A 19,451-nucleotide genomic window follows, 5' to 3' on the forward strand; every position below is an offset into this window, starting at 1 on the left:
ACTGGACTGTATTTACTTGAAGTCGAATGATCGGCATCTAGTCAGACGATGCCCTTGAGTGCCGGCAGCGCAGTGCGCGCCGATTGCGCGATCGTGCTGATTTCCTTGGCGGCGCTGGCGGCCTGGCTTGCCTGCGAAAGCGCGGCGCTTGCTTCCGACGGCAACGCTTTGGTGAGTGCGCTTTGAGCGAACCCTGTAGCCTGACCTTTTGCCATTGATGTAAGTCCGCTGGTTCCCTGCGAGTCCATACTCGCGAGACTTGAGAGTTGCGATGCGCCACCTGCGGCCGCGCCCATTGCGCCTTTTGCCGCGCTGGCAAGCGAGCTCGCCGTACTCGTTGCGCCAGCAGTTCCGAGCGTTCCGGCGGCGCTCGATGCGCCACCGGCGGCCGGCAGGAACGAAGCCATTTGCGAAGCAGCTGCGGCGTCGCCTGAAGCGCTCAGTGGCTCGACCGGCCACTTGATGCTCTTAAAGTAGTTGGCCGGCTGGGATGGGTCGCGAGGATCGTTGCCGAATTGCACTTGTGCGACGCCTGGGGGCAAACCGCTGACAGTCATGCGGCCGTTCGCATCGAGCGCTCCTTGTCGCAGGAGTCCGCCGTTGGCGTCCAGCACCGAGAACTGCCCCCCTTTGACCGGCTCGCCATTCGCGTATTGATGGAGCAACTCAAGCTGCCCCGGTTGATCGGGACGCGCCGCTGGCAGCGGATAGCCCTGACTCGCTGGGCCGTTGAAGCTATGCTGCGCACCTTTGACATCGACCATGCCCGGCGCGTGGATGTCGATGTTGCCGCCTGAAATGCGAATGTATGCGCCGCCGCTCGTCAACAGAATTTCCTGATCAGCGGCCGCTTCGATTTTCTCGGTTGCGGAAAGCAACCTGAATGTCTTCTGTGCGGTGAATTCGACGTTGTCCGACTGCGCTTTGATCTCAACTTTGCCTTTGGCAGCGAACAGTTTCATGCCCGCGTTCTGAACAAACAGACTGATTTTCTCGCCGACGCTTGCAAGTAGTGATTTGCCAGCTGCGATGTGCGTACTCTGGCCGCTGACCAGGTTTATGTGCTCGGTCGCTGCGACGTTGGCCGACTTCTGCGTCGACATCGCGATGCCTGCCGGCGTGGCGAACAGGATGATTGGTTCCTTGAAAGCGTTCGCACTGCCGGTACCGCCGCCCGCTGTGTTACCTCCGCTGCCTGTCGCGCCAGACACACTGTTCTGCGTCGCGTCTGTGAAGGACTTCAGCGAGTTGTAGCCGTCTTTCAGGCTTTCGGCCTGATGCGTTTCGCTCGCCTGGCTGAGCGACTCAATCACGCTTTCGGAATTGACTAGCTGATTGTTCGCCTCACGGACGACGAGGGGCTGGCTGGACGTCCCGGTCGCTGGATGCGTCGACACGTACATGCCTTGTGCCGCCCGGATCGCCCCGTATGCGTCCGACTTCAGATCGAAGCCACTGCCGAGGTACGCGCCGCGCGAGTTGCCCGTTTGCGCGATCAGATAGCCTAGATGCAGCTGCGAGTTCGCGCTGCTGCTGTACATCTGCACCCGGTTCTGGCCGGTCGCATCGTCCATCACCATCTGGTTGTAGCCGCTGCCCTGGTATTCCTTGGACTTGTAGCCGGACAGGATGCCGTTCGAATGCCAGTCGGGTGTCTTTGCGCCGTTATAGACGCGGCCGGTGACGAGCGGTTTGTCGCAGTCACCGTCAAGGAACGAAACGATGACCTCTTCACCGATGCGCGGCACGTGGACTGCACCGTAGCTGCCGCCCGTGTCTGACTGAACCACCCGCATCCAGCAGGACGCATTCTCATCGCCGGGGTTCAGGCGATCCCAGTGCATCTGCACCTTGATGCGGTTCAGCGAGTCCGTAAAGACTTCCTCGTTCGCAGGGCCAACCACGGTTGCGGTCTGCATGTGCATCCTGGGCTTCTGATGCTCAAGCGGACTGCGGAACGGGATGGCCTTGCGCTGTGCTTCGACCATCGCCATGAAGAAACCTTCGCTGCCGTCTGCCGCTTTGATGACCAGCGTTGGATCGTTCGCGTGCTGCGCACGGGTTGCGGCTATCGTTTGCTTCAGGCAATGCGGGAAGTCCGTCGTCCCGGCAGAGACCGGCAGGTTGTTCTCGATGACCCAGTCCACGGCGATCGCCGCGAACTTTCGGTCCTGCTGACTACCGGTGTCGTGCTCCGGGTGGTTTTGCAGTTCGAACCAGCGGCCTGCGTCGATGCGACGGACTGCGCCTACGCCGTGGAAACGCTTCGCTTGCGATTCCCATTCCTCCATCCTCACATTCGAGAGGTGATCACCGCGGTCCTGCTGTCCGTACGTATACGCGCCCGTGTACTCGTACACCTCGGCCTGCTGCGGCAGGTTGCCCTGGGTGCTCAGCGTCGGGACCGTAGTCCCCTTTGGATTGGCGGGTGCGGACGGAGCCTTGTAGTCGAATGTGCGGGTGGTGAGCGTCGTGCTCTGCAGCGTGCGCGTGCCGCTCCACTGTACGAAAGCGTCAGCTTCGCTGTTGGTGCCCGAGCGGTAGAAATCCACAGCCTGCGGCGAAAGCGGTTGCAGGCTGCCGATATCGTCGGTGATAACCAACGTGTGCGATTTGCCGTCAGTGGCCTGCTCGAAATAGCCGAACAGCCCGTCCGTTTCCATCAGGCGGTGACAGAAATTCCAGTCGTCCTCGTATTGCACGCAGAACGAACGCTGAGGCAAAGGATTACGCAATGAGAACCGGAATGCACCCTGCGCCTGCTGATGCATATTGAATACATCAGTGAGAATTTCATCGACGGCTTTATCCTGCCAGATTCGTGCATCTTTTCTGAAACGCAGAAAATGCATCCAGGAGACGAAGCCGATCTGATAACTGGTAATCGCGCTATCAGAGCCTAACCGACGGGCGGTATGAACATAACCGTGGTGAGGCGCGTACGGCTGGTCGGTTTGCTGGATCCAGAGCGTGACCGGCTGAGCGATCAGCGTTTTCAGCTCGATATTGTCATTGGTTGAAACGACGTCCAGTGTGAACTCGTAATCCCGGCCGAGGCGCGAATGGCCCAACAGCCTTTGTGGCAAAAGGACGTCGGTGCCCAGTGGCGTGTCCAGTTTAAGCAGTCGATCGCTTTGCGCGAGCCCGCCTTTTATTGCTGCGATAATGTCCTGCGCACCCATACCGCCTCTTTTTATGCAAATTGCGCCCCCGCGCCATCGCGCGATAATACAAAAAATAAGACGTTTACAGCAATCGTATATTCAAAAGCAATTGTTAAATCGGAATTTATTTCCAAGTCCGACTGGACGGCCTCATATCGGTATTAATGACGTGCGCCGCCTCGCATTTTCTCCGGATTCGTGAGTCGCCTGGAAAGCAGCGCACGACCGCGGCATCATCGGCGCCGACAATCGCGGGCGCCGCATTCAGCTGAATCTTCCCGTTTTCGGTGCGATGACCCGGACGCTGCGCGCTCTAACTCCAATGCGACAGCGCTAGGGGGCCTCCCACCTATTTCTGGATCAGGTGGGTTTTCTCCGCAATCGCTTTGGGATCGCATCAGGCCCGTGCTTACCGAGTGTTCTTCGCGTGCCGTTGTCGCCAAGTCTGCTAGATACGTAGATATGACAAGCCGCACCGACATCTCAGCGGAATGCGGGTTGAGAAATACGCTAAATGCATAACCTGGTTTTGTGACACCCGCACATTAACCGGCATCAGCCTCATTCAAGATTGATAGCCATATCTGCACGCGGTTGGCGCTGGGGGCACTCAGATCACTTGTTCAAGGAGCGACCGCGGATACTCTGCGGCAAAGGAGGATGTACTATCTTGTTTGACTGGCTGAATGCCGTTGAAGAGCGGGGACGTGGCATATGGCTAATCTCCAGAATGCAAGGAAGCACATACCTTCGAAGCCTTTTGTTGCTCGCTTGCCGGTACCGAATGAAGACTATTTTTCTGGACATAGATGGCGTATTGCATCCATCTACTGTCGGCGAGCTCGAATACGGCCCACACGGTCCCAAGGTGGTAGGGGTCGGCGTTTGTGCGCTTGAGGCAAAGCTGGCGGAAATCGTCACTGGAAAAACGATCAATATCGCGATCCATAGCACATGGATCTATATGTTCGACGCGCGAAAACTTCAAGACGAATACTAGCCCCGGCTAGGCGCAGTAGCGCACATCCAGCTGACAAACAGACGCATTGAAAGCCGCGCGCTCAGGGTTCTCGACTACATACGACGCAGACGTCTTTCACCCTCAGACTATCTGATCTTGGACGACGCGCCAAAAGAATTCTCGTCTGCCCCGGCGCTGCTGCCGCGGCTCATCGCTTGCGACCCAGCACGTGGCCTGGATGACCCGCTGGTGATCAGGAATATCGAGGATTTCCTACGCTAGAGCCTCGAGTTCCTCTGAGCCGAACCGCTCACATCTTGTGGATGATCGTCGTCAGGTCGGGGCCAGGGCTGTTAGTACAATCCGGAGCCGCTGCGTTGGTGAATGCGCGCCGTGCGTTGTCGGTCCATTTTTTCATGAGACGCCTGTCGTCGACGCCCAGTTGCCGGCTGACCACGCTGTTTCATTTTAGGCGAACGCGCGCCGGCTCATTTACGGCGTGTCTGGCGCGGGGTCGCTGTCCATCATCGCATGGCGGTTTGCGCGCGCATCCACCAGCGCATGGTGCCGGCCGCGATGCTCGCGGTAGTAATCCTCCTGGCGTCCCGGATCGAGTTGCTGGCCCACATGGTGCGCCTGCCATCCTGCAGGCGGCCCATCGAGCAGATCGCACAGCAGTTCCCAGTCACCGCCGTAATCGAAGCACAGTACGCGTTCGGGTTCGTCCGCGAACTGGTCAAGCCACGCGACGAGTGCCGCGCGTAGCGCCTCGCGCGTAAATACGCGGTCAGGATATTGGCCGAGCTGGGACAGTACCGCCGCACGCACGAATTCATTGCAACTCGCGCGATCGTAATCCGATCGCTCGCCATAGAACTCTCGGCCGTCGTCGGCCACCAGTGCGATGCTCACGAGGTCACAGTCGATGAAGTCGGTAAATTCCGTGTCCACGAAAAGCCGCATGCGTTACCCCGTTGAAGACAGGTTGGATCCGTCGCGGTGCGCTAGCCGGATTGAAGCGTAGGGCGCCAGAGTACGTGCGACTGAGGCCACAATTATGCGACAGGGCGACCGCCGCAGCGACGATGATCCGTTGTGGCGCGAGCCACGCAGAAAGCCATCCGTCGTCGTGCTTCAACAGAATCGCGATGAACCGGTCGAAGGTCCGGGATTGGCCTCATCCACCTGACTCATTCTCGCGCACCTGGACTATCGATACATCCCTCAGTTTGAAGCGCCGAATTCATGGATTTCATTGGCTGACATTGTCGGCAGACCACTGCCAGGTAATCAACGTTGACCGGCTTCAATATCAGACTGTTGACTGCGATCTCCTCGCTTTCAACGTAGGAACGATGGAATTCGGTCATATCAACTGGCCTCCCACATATCGTACAGGATTCAATTGGGCCGATTCCAGGACATCGAATTGGTACTCCTTCGTCGCGCATAACCACATCTCGCCGGGCGTCGACGCATGCAAGTGAGCAATAGCATTCAAGCCCATAACTATCCAGGATTTCGACTGACGGTATCCCCTCATCGAAGTGCGTCCGCTCCCACTCCCGCGTGATGTTGAACACGGGATTGCCGAACATGCGGTTGCAGGTAAAACACTGATATTCGTCGGCGCCCAATGACTCCATTGATTACCTCGCCAATGTTCGTTGCCGTGTCCAACGGAGTGGGTCAATCAGGTGCGCTGCTCTTCACTTGACGCTGGCGAACTCTATTGTCGGGGTGAAGTCGACCATCAAGAGACATTCATTCCGATGTCGAAAAGCATCTTTCAGCCGTGTGGAAATCGCCCCTGCAGCCAGTCGGACCAGTCCCACTCATAAGCGCATTCGCCCCTGCCGTCGATCACGGGACAGGCAGACCCACGCAGCGCCGCGCGAAACGCGTCCTGCCACGGCGCAGGAATATCACCCAGACACACGTAGTACGGGCGGCCCTTGTGCTCATGCACGGGGACGGCTTGCAGCAGCGCGAGGCGTTCAGCATCTGTCATGCAGTTCGACCCAGTTGGTTAAGCCGCACTTGAAAGGCAATCTTATGACCGCTGGCGGGCGCGATGTCGCCTTCGCGCCAGTCGGGCATGCCGACGTGTCCATGCGGAGCACCGGCCGCAAACATTCGCTCGGCCAGCTCGTACTGGTCGGCGCTCTTGATGGTCAGCCCGTCGTCGAACGTGCCGAGGAGCAGCCCGCGTGCGGAATCAAACTGGACGTGGACGGCTTTCACGGCTTGCCGGTATCGCACGCGAGCGCCCAACGGTCCGGCGGCACATTTGTATCCAGGCCAAGCTGTTTTGCCGTCTCAATCGGCAATCGTACTACTACGTCAGCTCCGCCTTGTTCCCGCGTGCGTAATTCCATGGTCACGCCTTCCAACTGAAGATAAACCACGCCTGGATCAAACACTTCTTCGTAGAGGTGCCAGGACGGCTTGTCTGCTTCGTCCGAGTGGTGATGCGCAAGGGTCGCTTTGGTGCTCATGTTGTGTAATCCCTACAGTCAGATTTCGTCGTTTGTCGGCCATGCAGCATCGGTCGGGCTGTCGTAACGCCAGACCGTGCCGTGTAGTTGCTCCAGCTGAGTGGCTGGCTTCCCCGGAACGCCGGACGCTGGGCCCCCTGCCGGGGGGGATCATCCGTCCGACTCTGCGACCGTTGGTCCAATGCACCGGAAAGTGCGCGCCAGTCGTCATATCCATATACCAACGCAATACTGATCGGCTAGCTGTCTATGAAATCGGTGAACTCAGTATCGACAAAAATTCGCATCGCCGTGATGTTTGTTGTGGGTAATGGACCCCAACTCATACCTCGACCAGCAGGCCAGGATTGAAGCCTGGGTTCAGATGCCGGGGCGAATACCCGCGCGGGTTGCAGATCACACGTGTACCACACCCATTGGAATCATCATCGGCCAGAGCGATGTAATCGAAGCTTGTATGCATGTGACCGTGAATCCACAAGCAGACTGCGGGTCCCATAAGACGCTCAAGATCGGACGCGTAAGCTGGTGTCAACGAATCTCCCTCATACTGCGCCTCGACAGACCCTAGAGATGGCGCGTGATGTGTGACGACCACGGTCTTACCGTCAAATGGCTCATTCAAGGTATTGGCAAGCCACGCGCGCGACAACTCATGTCGCCGGACCGTATCTGCCGGGTACAGCTTCCGATACGACGGCGTCGCGCGAATCAGCCGGAAGTCCTGCATTGCGCTTTGCGCATCTCGCATGCAGATCGCAGGGGTGATATCGCTGGCGTATAACCTGAAGTCCGTCCAGAGTGTGCATCCGAGAAAGCGAACGGCCCCCAGGACCAGGATGTCGTTCTCCAGGACATGAATGTTGGTGCCGTGCGCACGCTCGCGAAGCTTGCCCAGCGTGTAGTCAAAGTGCCCCCCGTAGAATTCGTGATTTCCGGCCACCAGGATGACTGGCTTCGCGGGATCGTTAACGAATGACTGTGCCCACTCGACGCTTCGATCCTTCGTATGGATATCGCCGGCAAGTACGACTGCATCCGCCTGCGCGATGACCTCAGCGTCGGCCGCAAGTGGCTCAAATTCATTGTGCAGATCGGATAGGACGAGCAGCTTCATGGCTTCACGATCCAAAGTCTGGTTGCTGAGTTGACTAGCCGGTGCCAATTCAGGGCGTTCTATTGCGGCAGGTCACGGGGTCATGACGACTATTCTGAACTTTGTGCTCCATCAGCGTCGCGCGGCAAACCCCGCTCCAATTGATTTAGCCGATGCTCCACTGCGCGCACAAGGTCGACGAACTCGGGTCGATTCTCGGTCCTGTCGAAGTGCGGGAGGCGCAAGTAACCCTGTCTCACGCCGCTGGCAAACAGCAGTTCCGCCAGGTCCTCCGGATCCCGCACCTCGACGGATTGACCGGTCGCCGGGATTGTGGCGCTCAGGCACCCCAGTTCGCCTTCGTAGAACAGATGCGCTACGAAAGGTGCGACAGGTCGATGGAAAGCGATTGCCGGTTGATCGTAGTCGGACGAGACATCCGTCGAACTCGTGCCAGCCTGAGCGCACGTGACGGCCCACAGATAGTTGGCCGCCGCGTCAACGCCGCTATCGCCGACCAGTTCGTAGATTCTCCCGGATCTGGTCACTCCTCGACGCGTCTTCGGGTCAAATTTCACGATAAAGGTAGTTACCCGCCCGCTCATGGTTCCATGTTGTGCCCAATGAAATAGCGGAAGCCCTCGTCCGTCTCCATGACTTGCCAGCGGGACAGGAAGACCATAGGTTGTAACTCAACAGGCGGAGATTTCCAGATTCCCATATACGCTCCTGATTGCAGGACAGGGTTGACACGATCCACGAAAACCAATCTTTCATGCTTCACTTCCTACACTGCGGGAAATTTCCACGCTGGCCCCCTGCGGATCCAGTATTGCCGTCCGCCGTCGACTGATGGTCCGGTGACGATCTCAATGCCATGCTGCCTGGCCCAACCTGGTGCTTCGCGAGCGGAGAGTCCCATCGACTTCGCCGCCGTGGCGAGCGGCAGAAAATGCTCAGTGAACTTCTGCAGGTCATCAATATTGACGACCCGCGCTGCTCGCCGCCGCAGCTTACCCATTCGGGTCCTGACCAGACCTATGTTGATCAGGTGGTACATCACTTCCTGCTTGACGCCGAGCCGACGGGCAGCCTCAACAATAGATATCTGGGAGCTCGATTCGACACGCGCCCGCATGGCGGAGACCACCTCGCCACGGTCGGCGAAAATCTCCCGTAACGCCGGTACCTTGTCCGGCCCGAAGTCGTGGCGTACGGCACCGTTCATGAGCCCGTTGAAGAATGTCGCTGACGCTTCAACAGGAACGTACAGACGCAATGCGTCGGCTAAGCTGACCGGGTCTTCAAACGCCGGCGCGGCCTCGACACAGGTCGCCACGATGCTGCCGAGCAGGCGGTCGACGGACCTCGTGTCGATCCGGGTCCCAGTCGCAGCAATCAGGCCTGCCTTCGCTAGCGCCTGGATACGTCTGGTGGACATCCCGGCATATCGAGCTGCTACCTTCAATGGGATCAGCGAACGCTGGGTTCTCCGGAGGCGCTGCAGGTCCGCGTGACTGATCACGAACTTCTGCCGTCCGGACCGGGTTCGCCTGACCGGTACAGTCGAACCCGTCTGCGCAAGCATGTTGGCAATGGCCGGGTTTCGTGTCTTCTGCCGACTATGCGCCTCCTCGTCTGCCCGCCCGGCAGCTCCTTTGCGCTCCCATAGCACCACAGATCCATGCCGCGATGAGATCGCAACGTATGCCTCCAGCAGGTTCACCATCCAACCACGTTCAGCATCATGTAACTGCCTGCGCAGCATGGTGAGCAAACGCGGGAAAACTTGCGACAGTAAGGGGACATTGTTCTCGCCTGCCTGAAGCGAACGAAGGCGATCGAGCAAGTCAAAACAGGCCGACTGATCAGCGATCAATGACGCGCCAGCAGTCACAAGCAACTGTTCGACGTTTTCCGTCTGACGTGTGGCCTTCTTTAATGGCTTGCCTTGAAGCCCAAACTGCGCCAGCGCTCCCAAAAATCGCGCGAGATTCCATCGCTCGCCAACAGATAGCGTTCCAGCGTTTGAGTCTGCTCGATCGGCAATTAACCGCTGGAGTTCGGTTGAAAAGATCGTTGCCGGTGCATCCTGTAATGGTGCGTCGCACGTGCAGTTTGCAAAGCGGACATGCTTCCAGCGCAAGATACGGTGACAGCCATTGCACGATGAGGTGAGCCAGCAGCGATGTTCAAAGCACGCCGCGGGCCCGGATTGCCAGTTTTCTCGCCAGTAGCAGTCAGATTCTGCCAGGCAATGAGGACACCAACGGGCAATGCCGTGTGTTTTCGGTAGGCTATGGTCCCTGTTTCGTTTCGGACTTGTCTGGAATACCTGACGGGAGGAGGATCGAACTCAGACATCGCATGCCCGCCAGACAGAGAATCAATCCACCTCCGCCCATGAGTTGTCCCCAAAGTTGCCCCACTGCCTTATGCTCAATGCCAGACGCGATGCCGGAAACTATGAAAGCAACTATCGGATCCTTACGAGACGCTGATACGTCCGCGAACGCCGCCTTTGTCGGGGTTTGGAGAATCGTGCCAAGATCAAGACACCAGCATCCTCAATCACGGCAACGACCGCCAACGATACGAGCAAGACGACGGAAAGCTGCGCCCGTTCAGCCAATTGGACTAAGGTGCCTCCCCCACTACCCGTCCGAACTCGGCAAGCGCCTTCGCCAGGTCGAGGCTCACATGTCGGAGCATAATTGCATTGAATTCTGGGTATTGGTCGCCATGAGCCGCCGCCGTAACAAGCTGGTGAGCGGCGTACACGGTCGCAACCACCCGTCGCCCCGCCTCTGCGATTGGATCGCCCGGACGTTGATTTGGTCGCGCCAAAAGAGAAAACAGGCCACCGAATCCGATATTCGAGGGGAAAGCCGCAGCATCGCTCAAGGCTTCACCTCATGTCTAAGTAGGCCAGTCGCATTAACTCCGTCCCACAGTCGCAAAACTGTGGCGCCAGTCGCAATTACTCTGGCGCCCTACGACAAGTGCGGGGAGACTGAATTCGTTAGACTGCGCCTCCTTATTAATCAACGAGTTGCTAACTAATTCGGTCGAGTCCCGCATAGGACCCGGCCCGAAATAGTTGGATTAGCCGGATTTGCGACGCGAATTCGTTAGACTGGGTTCAAGCCCTAGCAGAACGGCGCCAACGGCCCTTTTCCCGTTGCTGGCCTCGACGTCCTCGGATTAATGGGCGGGTTGGACGCGCGGCTACCAGAACTCCATACCTTTTCGGCGGCGCTCCAGATTGTTTCCCGGCGTATGGAGCTCGTCATGCATGTCGCCCGTCGCTGCATCGCCTGCGGCGTCCTCTTCAACCCTCGTTCACAAATCCCCCATCAGCGCTACTGCTCTGCCACCGCCTGTCAACGCGAGCGCCGGCGACGCTGGCAGCGCGAGCGGCTTCGCAGTGACCCGGACTACCGCGACAACCAGGCACGGGCGCAGCAGACTTGGCGCAGCCGCCATCCGGACTACTGGCGGCAGTACCGCGCTTCCCACCCTGCCTACCGCGAACGCAATTGCGCCATGCAGCGCAAACGAAACGCGCGGCAGAGGTCCGGCCCAGTTGCAAATATTGACGTGTCGCCGGCTTGTCGCCCGCTCGCGTCGGGTTTCTACGTCCTACGACGCGCAGCTGCGACCAATATTGCAAAGATGAACGCGTGCACCGTCCACATCGCCGTCCTATCCGCTCCCGACGGTCCTCCGATGCATGGTTGCAAAGAGATGACGTGATCGACTTCGCCATTGGCCCTGCTACCTTTGCCTTGTACCCGCTCTCATCAGACGCCGGCATGCGATGCAAAGCCCCGGCGTTCACAGGTAAGCACAGACGCCGTGCGGAAGCCGCCGCACGCGCTGGCCCGGTGAGCGAGGATCAATGTTGGGGTGGAGCAGAACCGTGTCATTCGATCACACAAACGCTGATACCGCTGCTGCGAATACCCCTTTGAAGCGGGCGGCAGAATATGTCCGCATGTCGACAGAACATCAGCAGTATTCCACGCAGAACCAGCGCGACAGGATCCGTGACTATGCTGCCCGCCGCGGCCTCGAGATCATCCGGACCTACGCTGATGAAGGTAAAAGCGGGCTACGAATTGACGGGCGCCAGGCGCTGCAGCAGCTCATCGGGGCTGTCGAAAGCGGGCGCGCGGATTTTCAGGTGATCCTCGTCTACGACGTGAGTCGCTGGGGGCGATTCCAGGACGCGGATGAAAGCGCCTATTACGAGTACGTCTGCAGGCGCAGGGGCATCCAAGTCGCCTACTGCGCCGAGCAGTTCGAGAATGATGGCTCGCCAGTCTCCACCATCGTAAAGGGAGTCAAGCGGGCGATGGCCGGCGAATATAGTCGCGAGCTCTCGGCGAAAGTGTTCGCCGGCCAGTGCAGGCTGATTGAACTGGGCTTCCGGCAAGGCGGGCCCGCCGGATACGGACTGCGCCGCGTACTGATCGACCAGCACGGCATAATGAAAAGCGAACTGCAGCGAGGCGAACACAAGAGCCTGCAAACCGACCGCGTGATTCTCATGCCTGGTCCTGACAGCGAAATCCGCATCGTGAACCTCATCTACAACTGGTTCATTGACGAGTCGCTCAATGAGAACGAAATCGCCGGTCGACTGAACGGCATGCGTGTTCGGACGGACCTCGATCGGGAATGGACCCGCGCGACCGTTCGGGAGGTGCTGACCAACGAGAAGTACATCGGCAACAACGTCTATAACCGCGTGTCCTTCAAGCTGAAGAAAATGCGCGTCGTGAACACGCCGGATATGCTAATCCGGAAGGAAGGTGCATTCCAGTCGATCATCCCCAGCGAAATGTTTTATACAGCGCAGGGCATTATGCGGGCACGCGCCCGGCGTTATTCGAATGAGGAGCTAATTGAACGCCTGCGCAACCTGTACCGCAATCGCGGATTTCTTTCGGGCGTCGTGATTGATGAGACCGAAGGCATGCCGTCGACCTCTGTCTACGTGTATCGCTTCGGGAGTCTGATCCGCGCATATCAGTCCGTCGGATTTACGCCGGGGCGCGACTATCGTTATCTCGAGACCAACCGATTCCTCCGGCAACTGCATCCGGAGATTGTCGCCCAGACCGAGAAGAAGATCGCCGATCTCGGCGGCGTCGTGCATCGGGATCCCGCGACCGACCTGCTCACGGTGAACGATGAATTCACGGCCTGTCTGGTGCTGGCTCGTTGCCAGACGCACAGCGATGGCCGCAATCACTGGAAGGTCCGGTTCGACGCGAGCCTCCTGCCGGATATCACTGTAGCTGTACGGCTTGATCACAGCAACGCTGCAGCATTCGACTACTACCTCCTGCCGCGGCTGGATTTCGGCAACCCACGTATCAACCTCGCCGACCGGAATCCGATCGAGTTCGAAAGCTATCGATTCGATACGCTGGAATATCTCTATGGCATGGCTGAACGGGCACGTTTCAGGAGAGTGGCATGACCGCGCTCCAGGCAACCGGCCAGGTCAAGATGGTTCCCGTCGACCAGATAGAGGTCATCAACCCGCGCGAACGGAACAGTCGTGTCTTCGGCGAGATCGTAGGGAACATCAAGGCCATCGGCTTGAAGAAGCCAATAAAGGTCACGCCGCGGGTGACCGCCGATGGTGTGGAGAAGTATCTCCTGGTCTGTGGCGAAGGTCGTCTGAAGGCGTTCAGGTCGCTCGGCGAAACAACGATCCCCGCACTCGTCGTGAACATCAGCGACGAGGACGCTTTCATCATGAGCTTGGCCGAGAACATCGCCCGGCGTCGATGTCGACCGCTTGAGCTCCTGTCTGGCATCCGGCAGCTGCAGGAACGCGGATTTGCACCCAGGGCGATCGCTGACAAAACCGGTCTGACACTGCAGTATGTGCAGGGCATCCTGACGCTGTTGCATCAGGGAGAGGAGCGGCTCGTCGTGGCGGTGGAGAAAGGTCAGATTCCACTGAACGCCGCCCTCACGATTGTCGGCGCTGGAGATGACGACGCCGCGATACAGGCCGCTCTCCAAGAGGCATACGAATCCGGCAAATTGCGCGGCAAGCCGCTCATGAATGCGCGCCGTATCATCGAACGACGAAAAGCGCTTGGACGCTCTGCCGGCCGCATCATGTCCAGCAAGGTGACTGATGTAACCACATCCAGCCTCATTCGAACCTATCAGAACGAGGTGGAGCGACAGAAAGCCATGGTCAGAAAGGCCGAGTTTGCCCAGCAACGACTTTTGTTCGTCGTCGGCGCGCTCAGACAGCTGCTCGCCGATGAAAATTTCATCAACCTGCTCCGCGCGGAGGGACTGGCATCTTTGCCGAAGTACCTCGCAGAGCGGGTCTGGCCAGGCGGGAGTTCTGTATGACAGGTGTGACGCTTGGTTTCATACCAGAGCCACTGTCGGTAGCGCTCATTCGTATCCTGCCTTCGCGCAGGATACCCGCGACAATCATTGACTCCCGAAAATTCAAACAGATCAGATCCTCGATCGAAGAAATCGGCCTGATCGAACCCCTTTCCGTAACAGCCGTAGATCAGGCTACCGGGAACTACGTCCTGCTCGACGGTCATCTTCGCCTGCTGGCGATGCGGGACCTGGGATTCGTTGAGACGGCCTGCCTCGTCGCCACGGACGACGAGAGTTACACCTACAACAACAGGCTGAATCGACTTTCGACGATCCAGGAGCATCTCATGATCCGCCGCGTCGTCGAGCGGGGTGTTTCGCCGGAGCGCCTGGCGAAAGCACTCGCCGTCGACGTGACATCGATTCTGAAAAGGCTTTCGCTGCTGGAAGGGATCTGTCCTGAAGCCGCAGAGCTACTTGGTGACCGGCAGTTCTCACCGGAGCTGTCGCGCGTGCTTAGAAAGATGAAGCCGACACGACAGGTCGAATGTGTCGAACTCATGGTGGCGGCGAATAACGTGACCGTGTCGTACGCGGAAGCGCTACTCGTTGCGACACCATCTGCCCGACTCATTGACGGGAAGAAACCAGCCAAGCTGGCCGGTGTTAGCCCTGAGCAGATGGCAAAGATGGAAAGGGAGATGAACAACCTGCAGGCACAGTACAAGCTTGTCGAGCAGACCTACGGGCAGGACGTACTGAATCTCGTGCTCGCAAAGGGATACCTTGCCAAGCTGCTGGAGAATGAGCCAGTGAGGCAGTATTTACGGCAGCGTCAGCCCGACTTGCTGGCCGAGTTCAACGCAACCGTTGAAACAGTGTCGCTCGATCAGCAGCAGTTCAGCGTTATTTCCTAGCTGATGTTGGTTCCAACTGCTGGATCATGTCAAGGTCACCCGGCACAGCGTACCCTACCAATCCAGCAACCACTTAGGTCTATTTACGTCAAAAATAAAGGCCGTCGCCGGCAATGGTTGCCGGCTTTGCCGTGTCTTGCTGAGTCATCGCCATTGGACCTCAATGCCGTGGTATTTCAGGTCCGCGACAAGATCCGGCGCGCTGTCAAATCGCTTCATGTCATACAGGTAATAGACGAATCCGCCGTCGTGCCTGAAAGCGACCGAGTTGTAGTGCAAATCCACTAGGTCGCGCGAGCCAAATCTTTCACATAGCGACTCCAGTTCATTGGGCGTTGGCAGTTCGACAATCACAGCGCGACTTATGTGAAGTTCTTCATCACTTACCCAGCCTCGGGCAAGCATTCCGCGTGCGAACGTCTCGAAGCGTTCACGATCTTGCAATACCTCGGCTAGTCTCGGTACCTCTGGAATCATACTTTTGTCTCAATAGATAGATCAGCAAACCGTGTCGTTGGGGAGTGCCACTTCTTGAGCTTGCAACTGGCCCGTCCTGGCAACGTTTCAAGGTCCGAAACCGACGTGAATGTGCGCCTCGCCTTGCTGCGCTTTCTGCAGTGCTAGTTACGATCCCAAGAGGGCAGATACCGCGGCATCGAAGTATGCGGGAGTCGGCGATTCGACTTTCCGGCATCGAACGTCCAAGTGCGAACATACACATTCTGTGTGCTTCCTCTCTTCTTCGGCAAAGCGTGCGATTTGCGGTAACGTCCATGAATCATCTCCGCGAGCCTGTAGTCGCGACGCAATCTGTTCGACACTCGCCTCAAGAAGCACCACGCCCACACACCCGAGGTCACGAAAGACCTCTGGCGCAAGTAACACCGGTTCGCCATCGCCACCGCGCAGCACGAAATGTCCATCAAGCAAGAGCGTCCTGCCTGTCGCTCGGATGCGCGAGACGGCAGCAATTAAAGCGCGCTGGTTCTCATCGATCCCCCCCACGCGTTTGTTGGCGTCCCATGAGACGGCGCCTCGCTCCTCCCGGAGGAGCTGACTCGCGGTCGCATGGAGAAGACCAAGCCGCTCACTTGCTGGCTTCGCAAGAAACGTCTTCCCAACGCCATGCATTCCGGCAACGAATATGGTCATCAGATATCTCTGGTCAGGAGCTGGCCGATTCAATCCTCTTCAATTCCACCTCTGTCAGGTAGCGGAACGACTGTGGTGGCGAGAAATTCTCTATAAGTGATCCGGGATCGATGGGTTTCCGCATCTTTTTAACCTTCCCGAGTATGACCGCGTATCCCTTCGGCTTACCCGAGAAATAGTCGAACAGCTCTCGCCTTGTAAGACCACCGCCATGACTTCGACAGTATTCCCAGAGCTTGCTCGGAGACGCGTGGATGACCTCCTCGACCGGCACCGTTGCCACTAGGCGTTGCTGTGGCGAACTGGCATAGATGACAACCAGCCCGACGTCTTCCCGTGCCCACGATCTGCGGAACTCGACGAGCTTTTCGCGCGACAGGATGAGATCGGAATATTTCGGTTTGATCGACAGCAACACGGCCCTACCGCCCTGCGGCTGCGAGCACTCTGGAAAAAGCGTCATCCTGAAGTTCACGAATGGATTGTATGGGGCCAACGATGCCTTCCTGCTGGAGGCGAGCATACGGCACGGGGTCCGGCAAGTGTTCAACGAGTCGAAATAAGATAACTTTAGTCCGCCGCGTTGCCATCTCTACAATCTGCTGCTGACTGTAGACCGTGCGGCGACTGACAAGGCTCGCGATTCTAGCGGCGTCGTCCAGCACATCAAACCGATCGACCACGCCAATCGACGTGGCAGCCTTCTCATCGCCCGTGCGGTAGAAGAGAACCACGTCTCCAGCGCTGATTGCGTTCGTCTGTGCATGGCAAAGATAAGCAAGCTTGATCGCATTGCCCACGCTGCTGGGTGGCGCAAACAGACGCTGCTGATGCGGATGGTAATCCGGGAACAACGTATCGTGGAATGGTGGCTGGATCGGGATGATGAATTTTCGGACAAATCGGTCCCGCCGGAAGTGAGGAAAGAAACGGCGGTTGTATTCGGACGCGGGTAGCGCGGGTAAGTTCGGTGCACTCTTAGGGTGCTCTTTCACAAGTACAGAATCACCCATGTACGTGCCTCGTTCTCCAAACCCATAGTCCTGAAGAAGCCGGATGAGATAGTCGTGCCTCTGCGCGTTCGCGTGAATAAACACGTGCTCGCACGCGTTCTCCGTCGCGTAACGGAACGATGCCTTCAGAAACAACTCACCAATCTTACGGCCGCGAACTGTCTCGCCAACCTTGAATGTGCAAAGTTTCAGCGCAGGCCCGACCAGCTTGGTTCCAGTCTCTGTGATCTGCTCGTCATGCTGGACGGCATAGATACATATCGCCGCCAACCTACCATTTTCGTCTTGGTAAACCCACGCTCTGCGATTTTCGCGAGCCTTGCGTCTGAACCATTCGTCAAACTTCGAGCCGCCGTATCCGTCACGCAAGCTATCGAAGAATGGCAGTGCCAGAACCGGGGTAAGGCTGTGAAGCGGCACATCTTCGATATTCGGTAACGCTATCTGCCGGGGCTCGTGCAGGCGACGCAGCCAGTCTTCGGCAGTCTGAATGGTATAGACCCGCTCTCCAATGCCTCGGACACGCGCCTTTACGTGAATCCCACGATCCTCGGTTACGAGAGCATGAACCGCATCGCATTCCAATGCGTAGAGGATTTCGTTGTCGCATGCATCGTTCGGTGAGGTCTCGGCTGTATTCCACGGACACGAAGCGGCACGATCCAGCATCGAGTACTGCGCCAACCGCTCCAGATTTCGGCGTTTCCTTGCCACGTCCGGATCGCGTTCAAAATCTGCAACCGTCGCGGCGTGATAAAGCAACTGGTGACCGCCGAGCCCGGCTAGTCGGACGAAGTTAGCCAGGTTGCTTTCCAAAACCTGGTACGTATCCTGAAGAGGAATCAGTACATTCGTGTCAAGCAGGAAACGAAGTCGCATCATGTTGCGCCTCCGGTCAGGGGGCTGCTAGGCGGCAGGCGCGACAGTAGCCGCTCGGTAATGTCAATACAACCGCAGGTACTGCCGGAAAACATCCTCGCTGCATGAAGCCCCCGTTCAACCATTGACTTTGCGCTCCGAACGACTCCGCGCTGTTTTCACTCGTATCCATAATATCTTAGCTCGCACGCGCAGCTTAGACTGTATAGCGGTTTGGGCGAAGCGCGTTGACGCGGGCCCCCGCAAAACGGAACAGACGGCGAGACCGCTAGCTCGCCGCATGAATCTAAACCTTGGTCGCAGAGGGTGAAGCTAATTTATCGAATGGCGGCGGTGATTTCACCGAAATGCGAACGAAATCCGTCTCTCTTTTCGAGTTCGTGGCAAACAAGGTGGCGTTAATCTAGCGCCTATTCAACAAAAACAGGGAAATTGATGGCCCTTCACGTTTCATTCGGGCTGATTCGTGGGATCGCCCGCTGCGTCGGCAAGGTCGCGGCCTGGTGTTGGGACAAACTGACTCGTTTGTTCATGCTGCCGACATATCGCCGATCTCATGCGGCTTGGCTAAGACGCAATAGTCTTGGCACGAGCTGGAAACCACTTTGGGACGGCGTCGAATACGACATCAGTTTCCCCCATCCGGCTTACCCTGAGCCGCGTGTATGCCGGGTCGCATTTCGTACGCACGGCCCCGAGGTACGATCGGCGGATATGATCCTCGAAGTTCGAGGGGCGGGCATTCGGTATCAAGAGCATATTCGTCTCCAAGATATAAACTCTAGACCCATCGTGTTATCTCTCAGGAGTGTCCCGGAGCTCGACATCGCGCTTAAGAACGATGAGTTTTCCTTCTCCGTCGAAGACTACGTGTTTCTGTCCGGCAAGTTCGTTTTGCGAGATGGCGACGAGCGAAGTCATGAGACGTCGTTACGACACTCCTTGATCCAGAATTGGCTCTTTAACGATGAATGGGTCAATCGCTGGGGGCGTTGGTGGAATTGCAATGAGATCAAGCATGCGAAACGTCTCCTTGAGGAATTTTGGGGATTCCGTTTTGGATATCGAACATTGAGGTCGGCCATATTGGGGAAGACTCTGGGCACATCCTGGGCGGTTAGCATTCAGTTTTGGCTCGCCGTATCATCTCAGTTGTTCGTTCTTTCTGACGATGGCGAGTTGCGACTCCGCTGGTACCAGACTCCAGTGAGGCAATCCGCCCGCAGCTAAACAGACGGATCTGACGCCTACGTTCTGCGTCGCACGGTGGAGAGCGAAACTGCAGATATCAACGCGTGCACATTGCTCGTGTGTCGGCTCTGAAAGCCCCAAACCTGGCGACCGCGTGGCCGTCTCGCGCTGTTGCCATTGGCTCTCGCGTGAGCGCGCCCACCTGAGT

At 57.7% G+C, this 19,451-nt stretch carries 17 protein-coding genes and 1 pseudogene; 6 read left to right on the plus strand and 12 right to left on the minus strand.

All coding sequences use genetic code 11. The features are described from left to right. Positions 1-41: 41 nt before the first annotated feature. Positions 42-3,182: a type VI secretion system Vgr family protein gene (locus tag ACTJLC_RS07695; RefSeq protein ID WP_440843440.1), complete on the minus strand. Its 3,141-nt coding sequence runs from the start codon at positions 3,180-3,182 to the stop codon at positions 42-44. Positions 3,183-3,948: 766 nt separating this feature from the next. Here ACTJLC_RS07695 and ACTJLC_RS07700 point away from each other — a divergent pair. Beyond that, positions 3,949-4,407: pseudogene (locus ACTJLC_RS07700) on the plus strand (HAD domain-containing protein). Positions 4,408-4,617: 210 nt separating this feature from the next. Here the strand turns inward: ACTJLC_RS07700 and ACTJLC_RS07705 are convergent. The 7 genes from ACTJLC_RS07705 to ACTJLC_RS07735 all read right to left on the minus strand — a co-directional run bounded on the left by ACTJLC_RS07705 (position 4,618) and on the right by ACTJLC_RS07735 (position 9,865). Then, a complete protein-coding gene (locus tag ACTJLC_RS07705) occupies positions 4,618-5,037 on the minus strand; it encodes a hypothetical protein (RefSeq protein ID WP_440843442.1) in 420 nt (139 codons plus the stop codon). Positions 5,038-5,914: 877 nt separating this feature from the next. Continuing rightward, entirely contained in the window at positions 5,915-6,136 is a 222-nt protein-coding gene (locus tag ACTJLC_RS07710) for a hypothetical protein (protein WP_440843444.1), read from the minus strand. Further along, on the minus strand, positions 6,133-6,369 hold the full coding sequence (locus ACTJLC_RS07715; RefSeq protein ID WP_440843446.1) for a hypothetical protein: 237 nt from the start codon (positions 6,367-6,369) through the stop codon (positions 6,133-6,135). Before ACTJLC_RS07715 ends, ACTJLC_RS07710 begins: the two co-directional genes overlap by 4 nt. After that, positions 6,366-6,623 carry a hypothetical protein gene (locus tag ACTJLC_RS07720; protein WP_440843448.1) on the minus strand — a complete coding sequence of 86 codons (258 nt, stop codon included), beginning with the start codon at positions 6,621-6,623 and terminating at the stop codon, positions 6,366-6,368. The genes ACTJLC_RS07715 and ACTJLC_RS07720 overlap by 4 nt, the downstream gene beginning before the upstream one ends. A gap of 322 nt (positions 6,624-6,945) precedes the next feature. Beyond that, positions 6,946-7,740, minus strand: a complete 795-nt coding sequence (locus ACTJLC_RS07725) for a metallophosphoesterase (RefSeq protein ID WP_440843450.1) — start codon at positions 7,738-7,740, stop codon at positions 6,946-6,948. A gap of 89 nt (positions 7,741-7,829) precedes the next feature. Next, positions 7,830-8,324: a hypothetical protein gene (locus ACTJLC_RS07730; RefSeq protein WP_440843452.1), complete on the minus strand. Its 495-nt coding sequence runs from the start codon at positions 8,322-8,324 to the stop codon at positions 7,830-7,832. Positions 8,325-8,506: 182 nt separating this feature from the next. Next, positions 8,507-9,865, minus strand: coding sequence for a hypothetical protein (locus ACTJLC_RS07735; RefSeq protein WP_440843454.1), 1,359 nt, complete (start codon positions 9,863-9,865; stop codon positions 8,507-8,509). A gap of 1,145 nt (positions 9,866-11,010) precedes the next feature. On the opposite strand from ACTJLC_RS07735, the gene ACTJLC_RS07740 reads away from it, so the two are divergent. From ACTJLC_RS07740 to ACTJLC_RS07755, 4 genes are all read left to right on the plus strand, one after another. Continuing rightward, a complete protein-coding gene (locus ACTJLC_RS07740) occupies positions 11,011-11,475 on the plus strand; it encodes a hypothetical protein (protein WP_440843456.1) in 465 nt (154 codons plus the stop codon). A 166-nt stretch (positions 11,476-11,641) separates the two neighbouring features. Then, positions 11,642-13,210, plus strand: a complete 1,569-nt coding sequence (locus ACTJLC_RS07745; protein ID WP_440843458.1) for a recombinase family protein — start codon at positions 11,642-11,644, stop codon at positions 13,208-13,210. Continuing rightward, a complete protein-coding gene (locus ACTJLC_RS07750; protein WP_440843460.1) occupies positions 13,207-14,109 on the plus strand; it encodes a plasmid partitioning protein RepB C-terminal domain-containing protein in 903 nt (300 codons plus the stop codon). The genes ACTJLC_RS07745 and ACTJLC_RS07750 overlap by 4 nt, the downstream gene beginning before the upstream one ends. Further along, positions 14,106-15,008 (plus strand): plasmid partitioning protein RepB C-terminal domain-containing protein, encoded by a 903-nt coding sequence (locus ACTJLC_RS07755; protein WP_440843462.1) that lies wholly within the window; start codon positions 14,106-14,108, stop codon positions 15,006-15,008. Before ACTJLC_RS07750 ends, ACTJLC_RS07755 begins: the two co-directional genes overlap by 4 nt. A 144-nt stretch (positions 15,009-15,152) precedes the next feature. Here ACTJLC_RS07755 and ACTJLC_RS07760 read toward each other — a convergent pair whose 3' ends face one another. From ACTJLC_RS07760 to ACTJLC_RS07775, 4 genes are all read right to left on the minus strand, one after another. After that, a complete protein-coding gene (locus ACTJLC_RS07760) occupies positions 15,153-15,485 on the minus strand; it encodes a hypothetical protein (protein ID WP_440843464.1) in 333 nt (110 codons plus the stop codon). 147 nt (positions 15,486-15,632) lie between these two features. After that, positions 15,633-16,160, minus strand: a complete 528-nt coding sequence (locus ACTJLC_RS07765; protein ID WP_440843466.1) for an ATP-binding protein — start codon at positions 16,158-16,160, stop codon at positions 15,633-15,635. A 13-nt stretch (positions 16,161-16,173) separates the two neighbouring features. Then, positions 16,174-16,578, minus strand: coding sequence for a hypothetical protein (locus ACTJLC_RS07770; protein WP_440843468.1), 405 nt, complete (start codon positions 16,576-16,578; stop codon positions 16,174-16,176). Positions 16,579-16,582: 4 nt separating this feature from the next. Next, complete coding sequence (locus ACTJLC_RS07775; RefSeq protein WP_440843470.1) at positions 16,583-18,055, minus strand: GNAT family N-acetyltransferase; 1,473 nt, start codon at positions 18,053-18,055, stop codon at positions 16,583-16,585. Between the two features lie 432 nt (positions 18,056-18,487). On the opposite strand from ACTJLC_RS07775, the gene ACTJLC_RS07780 reads away from it, so the two are divergent. Continuing rightward, positions 18,488-19,282, plus strand: a complete 795-nt coding sequence (locus tag ACTJLC_RS07780; RefSeq protein ID WP_440843472.1) for a hypothetical protein — start codon at positions 18,488-18,490, stop codon at positions 19,280-19,282. The last annotated feature ends 169 nt before the right edge of the window (positions 19,283-19,451 follow it).

The sequence above is a fragment of the Paraburkholderia sp. 22099 genome (genome assembly GCF_052045835.1).
GTDB classification, from domain to species: domain Bacteria; phylum Pseudomonadota; class Gammaproteobacteria; order Burkholderiales; family Burkholderiaceae; genus Paraburkholderia; species Paraburkholderia terricola.

What these genes read in the sequence shown, in the direction of transcription:
- ACTJLC_RS07695 (WP_440843440.1), bottom strand. Translation starts at nt 3,182, where the DNA reads ATGGGTGCGCAGGACATTATCGCAGCAATAAAAGGCGGGCTCGCGCAA.
- ACTJLC_RS07710 (WP_440843444.1), bottom strand. Translation starts at nt 6,136, where the DNA reads ATGACAGATGCTGAACGCCTCGCGCTGCTGCAAGCCGTCCCCGTGCAT.
- ACTJLC_RS07720 (WP_440843448.1), bottom strand. Translation starts at nt 6,623, where the DNA reads ATGAGCACCAAAGCGACCCTTGCGCATCACCACTCGGACGAAGCAGAC.
- ACTJLC_RS07725 (WP_440843450.1), bottom strand. Translation starts at nt 7,740, where the DNA reads ATGAAGCTGCTCGTCCTATCCGATCTGCACAATGAATTTGAGCCACTT.
- ACTJLC_RS07730 (WP_440843452.1), bottom strand. Translation starts at nt 8,324, where the DNA reads ATGAGCGGGCGGGTAACTACCTTTATCGTGAAATTTGACCCGAAGACG.
- ACTJLC_RS07740 (WP_440843456.1), top strand. Translation starts at nt 11,011, where the DNA reads ATGCATGTCGCCCGTCGCTGCATCGCCTGCGGCGTCCTCTTCAACCCT.
- ACTJLC_RS07750 (WP_440843460.1), top strand. Translation starts at nt 13,207, where the DNA reads ATGACCGCGCTCCAGGCAACCGGCCAGGTCAAGATGGTTCCCGTCGAC.
- ACTJLC_RS07755 (WP_440843462.1), top strand. Translation starts at nt 14,106, where the DNA reads ATGACAGGTGTGACGCTTGGTTTCATACCAGAGCCACTGTCGGTAGCG.
- ACTJLC_RS07760 (WP_440843464.1), bottom strand. Translation starts at nt 15,485, where the DNA reads ATGATTCCAGAGGTACCGAGACTAGCCGAGGTATTGCAAGATCGTGAA.
- ACTJLC_RS07765 (WP_440843466.1), bottom strand. Translation starts at nt 16,160, where the DNA reads ATGACCATATTCGTTGCCGGAATGCATGGCGTTGGGAAGACGTTTCTT.
- ACTJLC_RS07775 (WP_440843470.1), bottom strand. Translation starts at nt 18,055, where the DNA reads ATGATGCGACTTCGTTTCCTGCTTGACACGAATGTACTGATTCCTCTT.
- ACTJLC_RS07780 (WP_440843472.1), top strand. Translation starts at nt 18,488, where the DNA reads ATGGCCCTTCACGTTTCATTCGGGCTGATTCGTGGGATCGCCCGCTGC.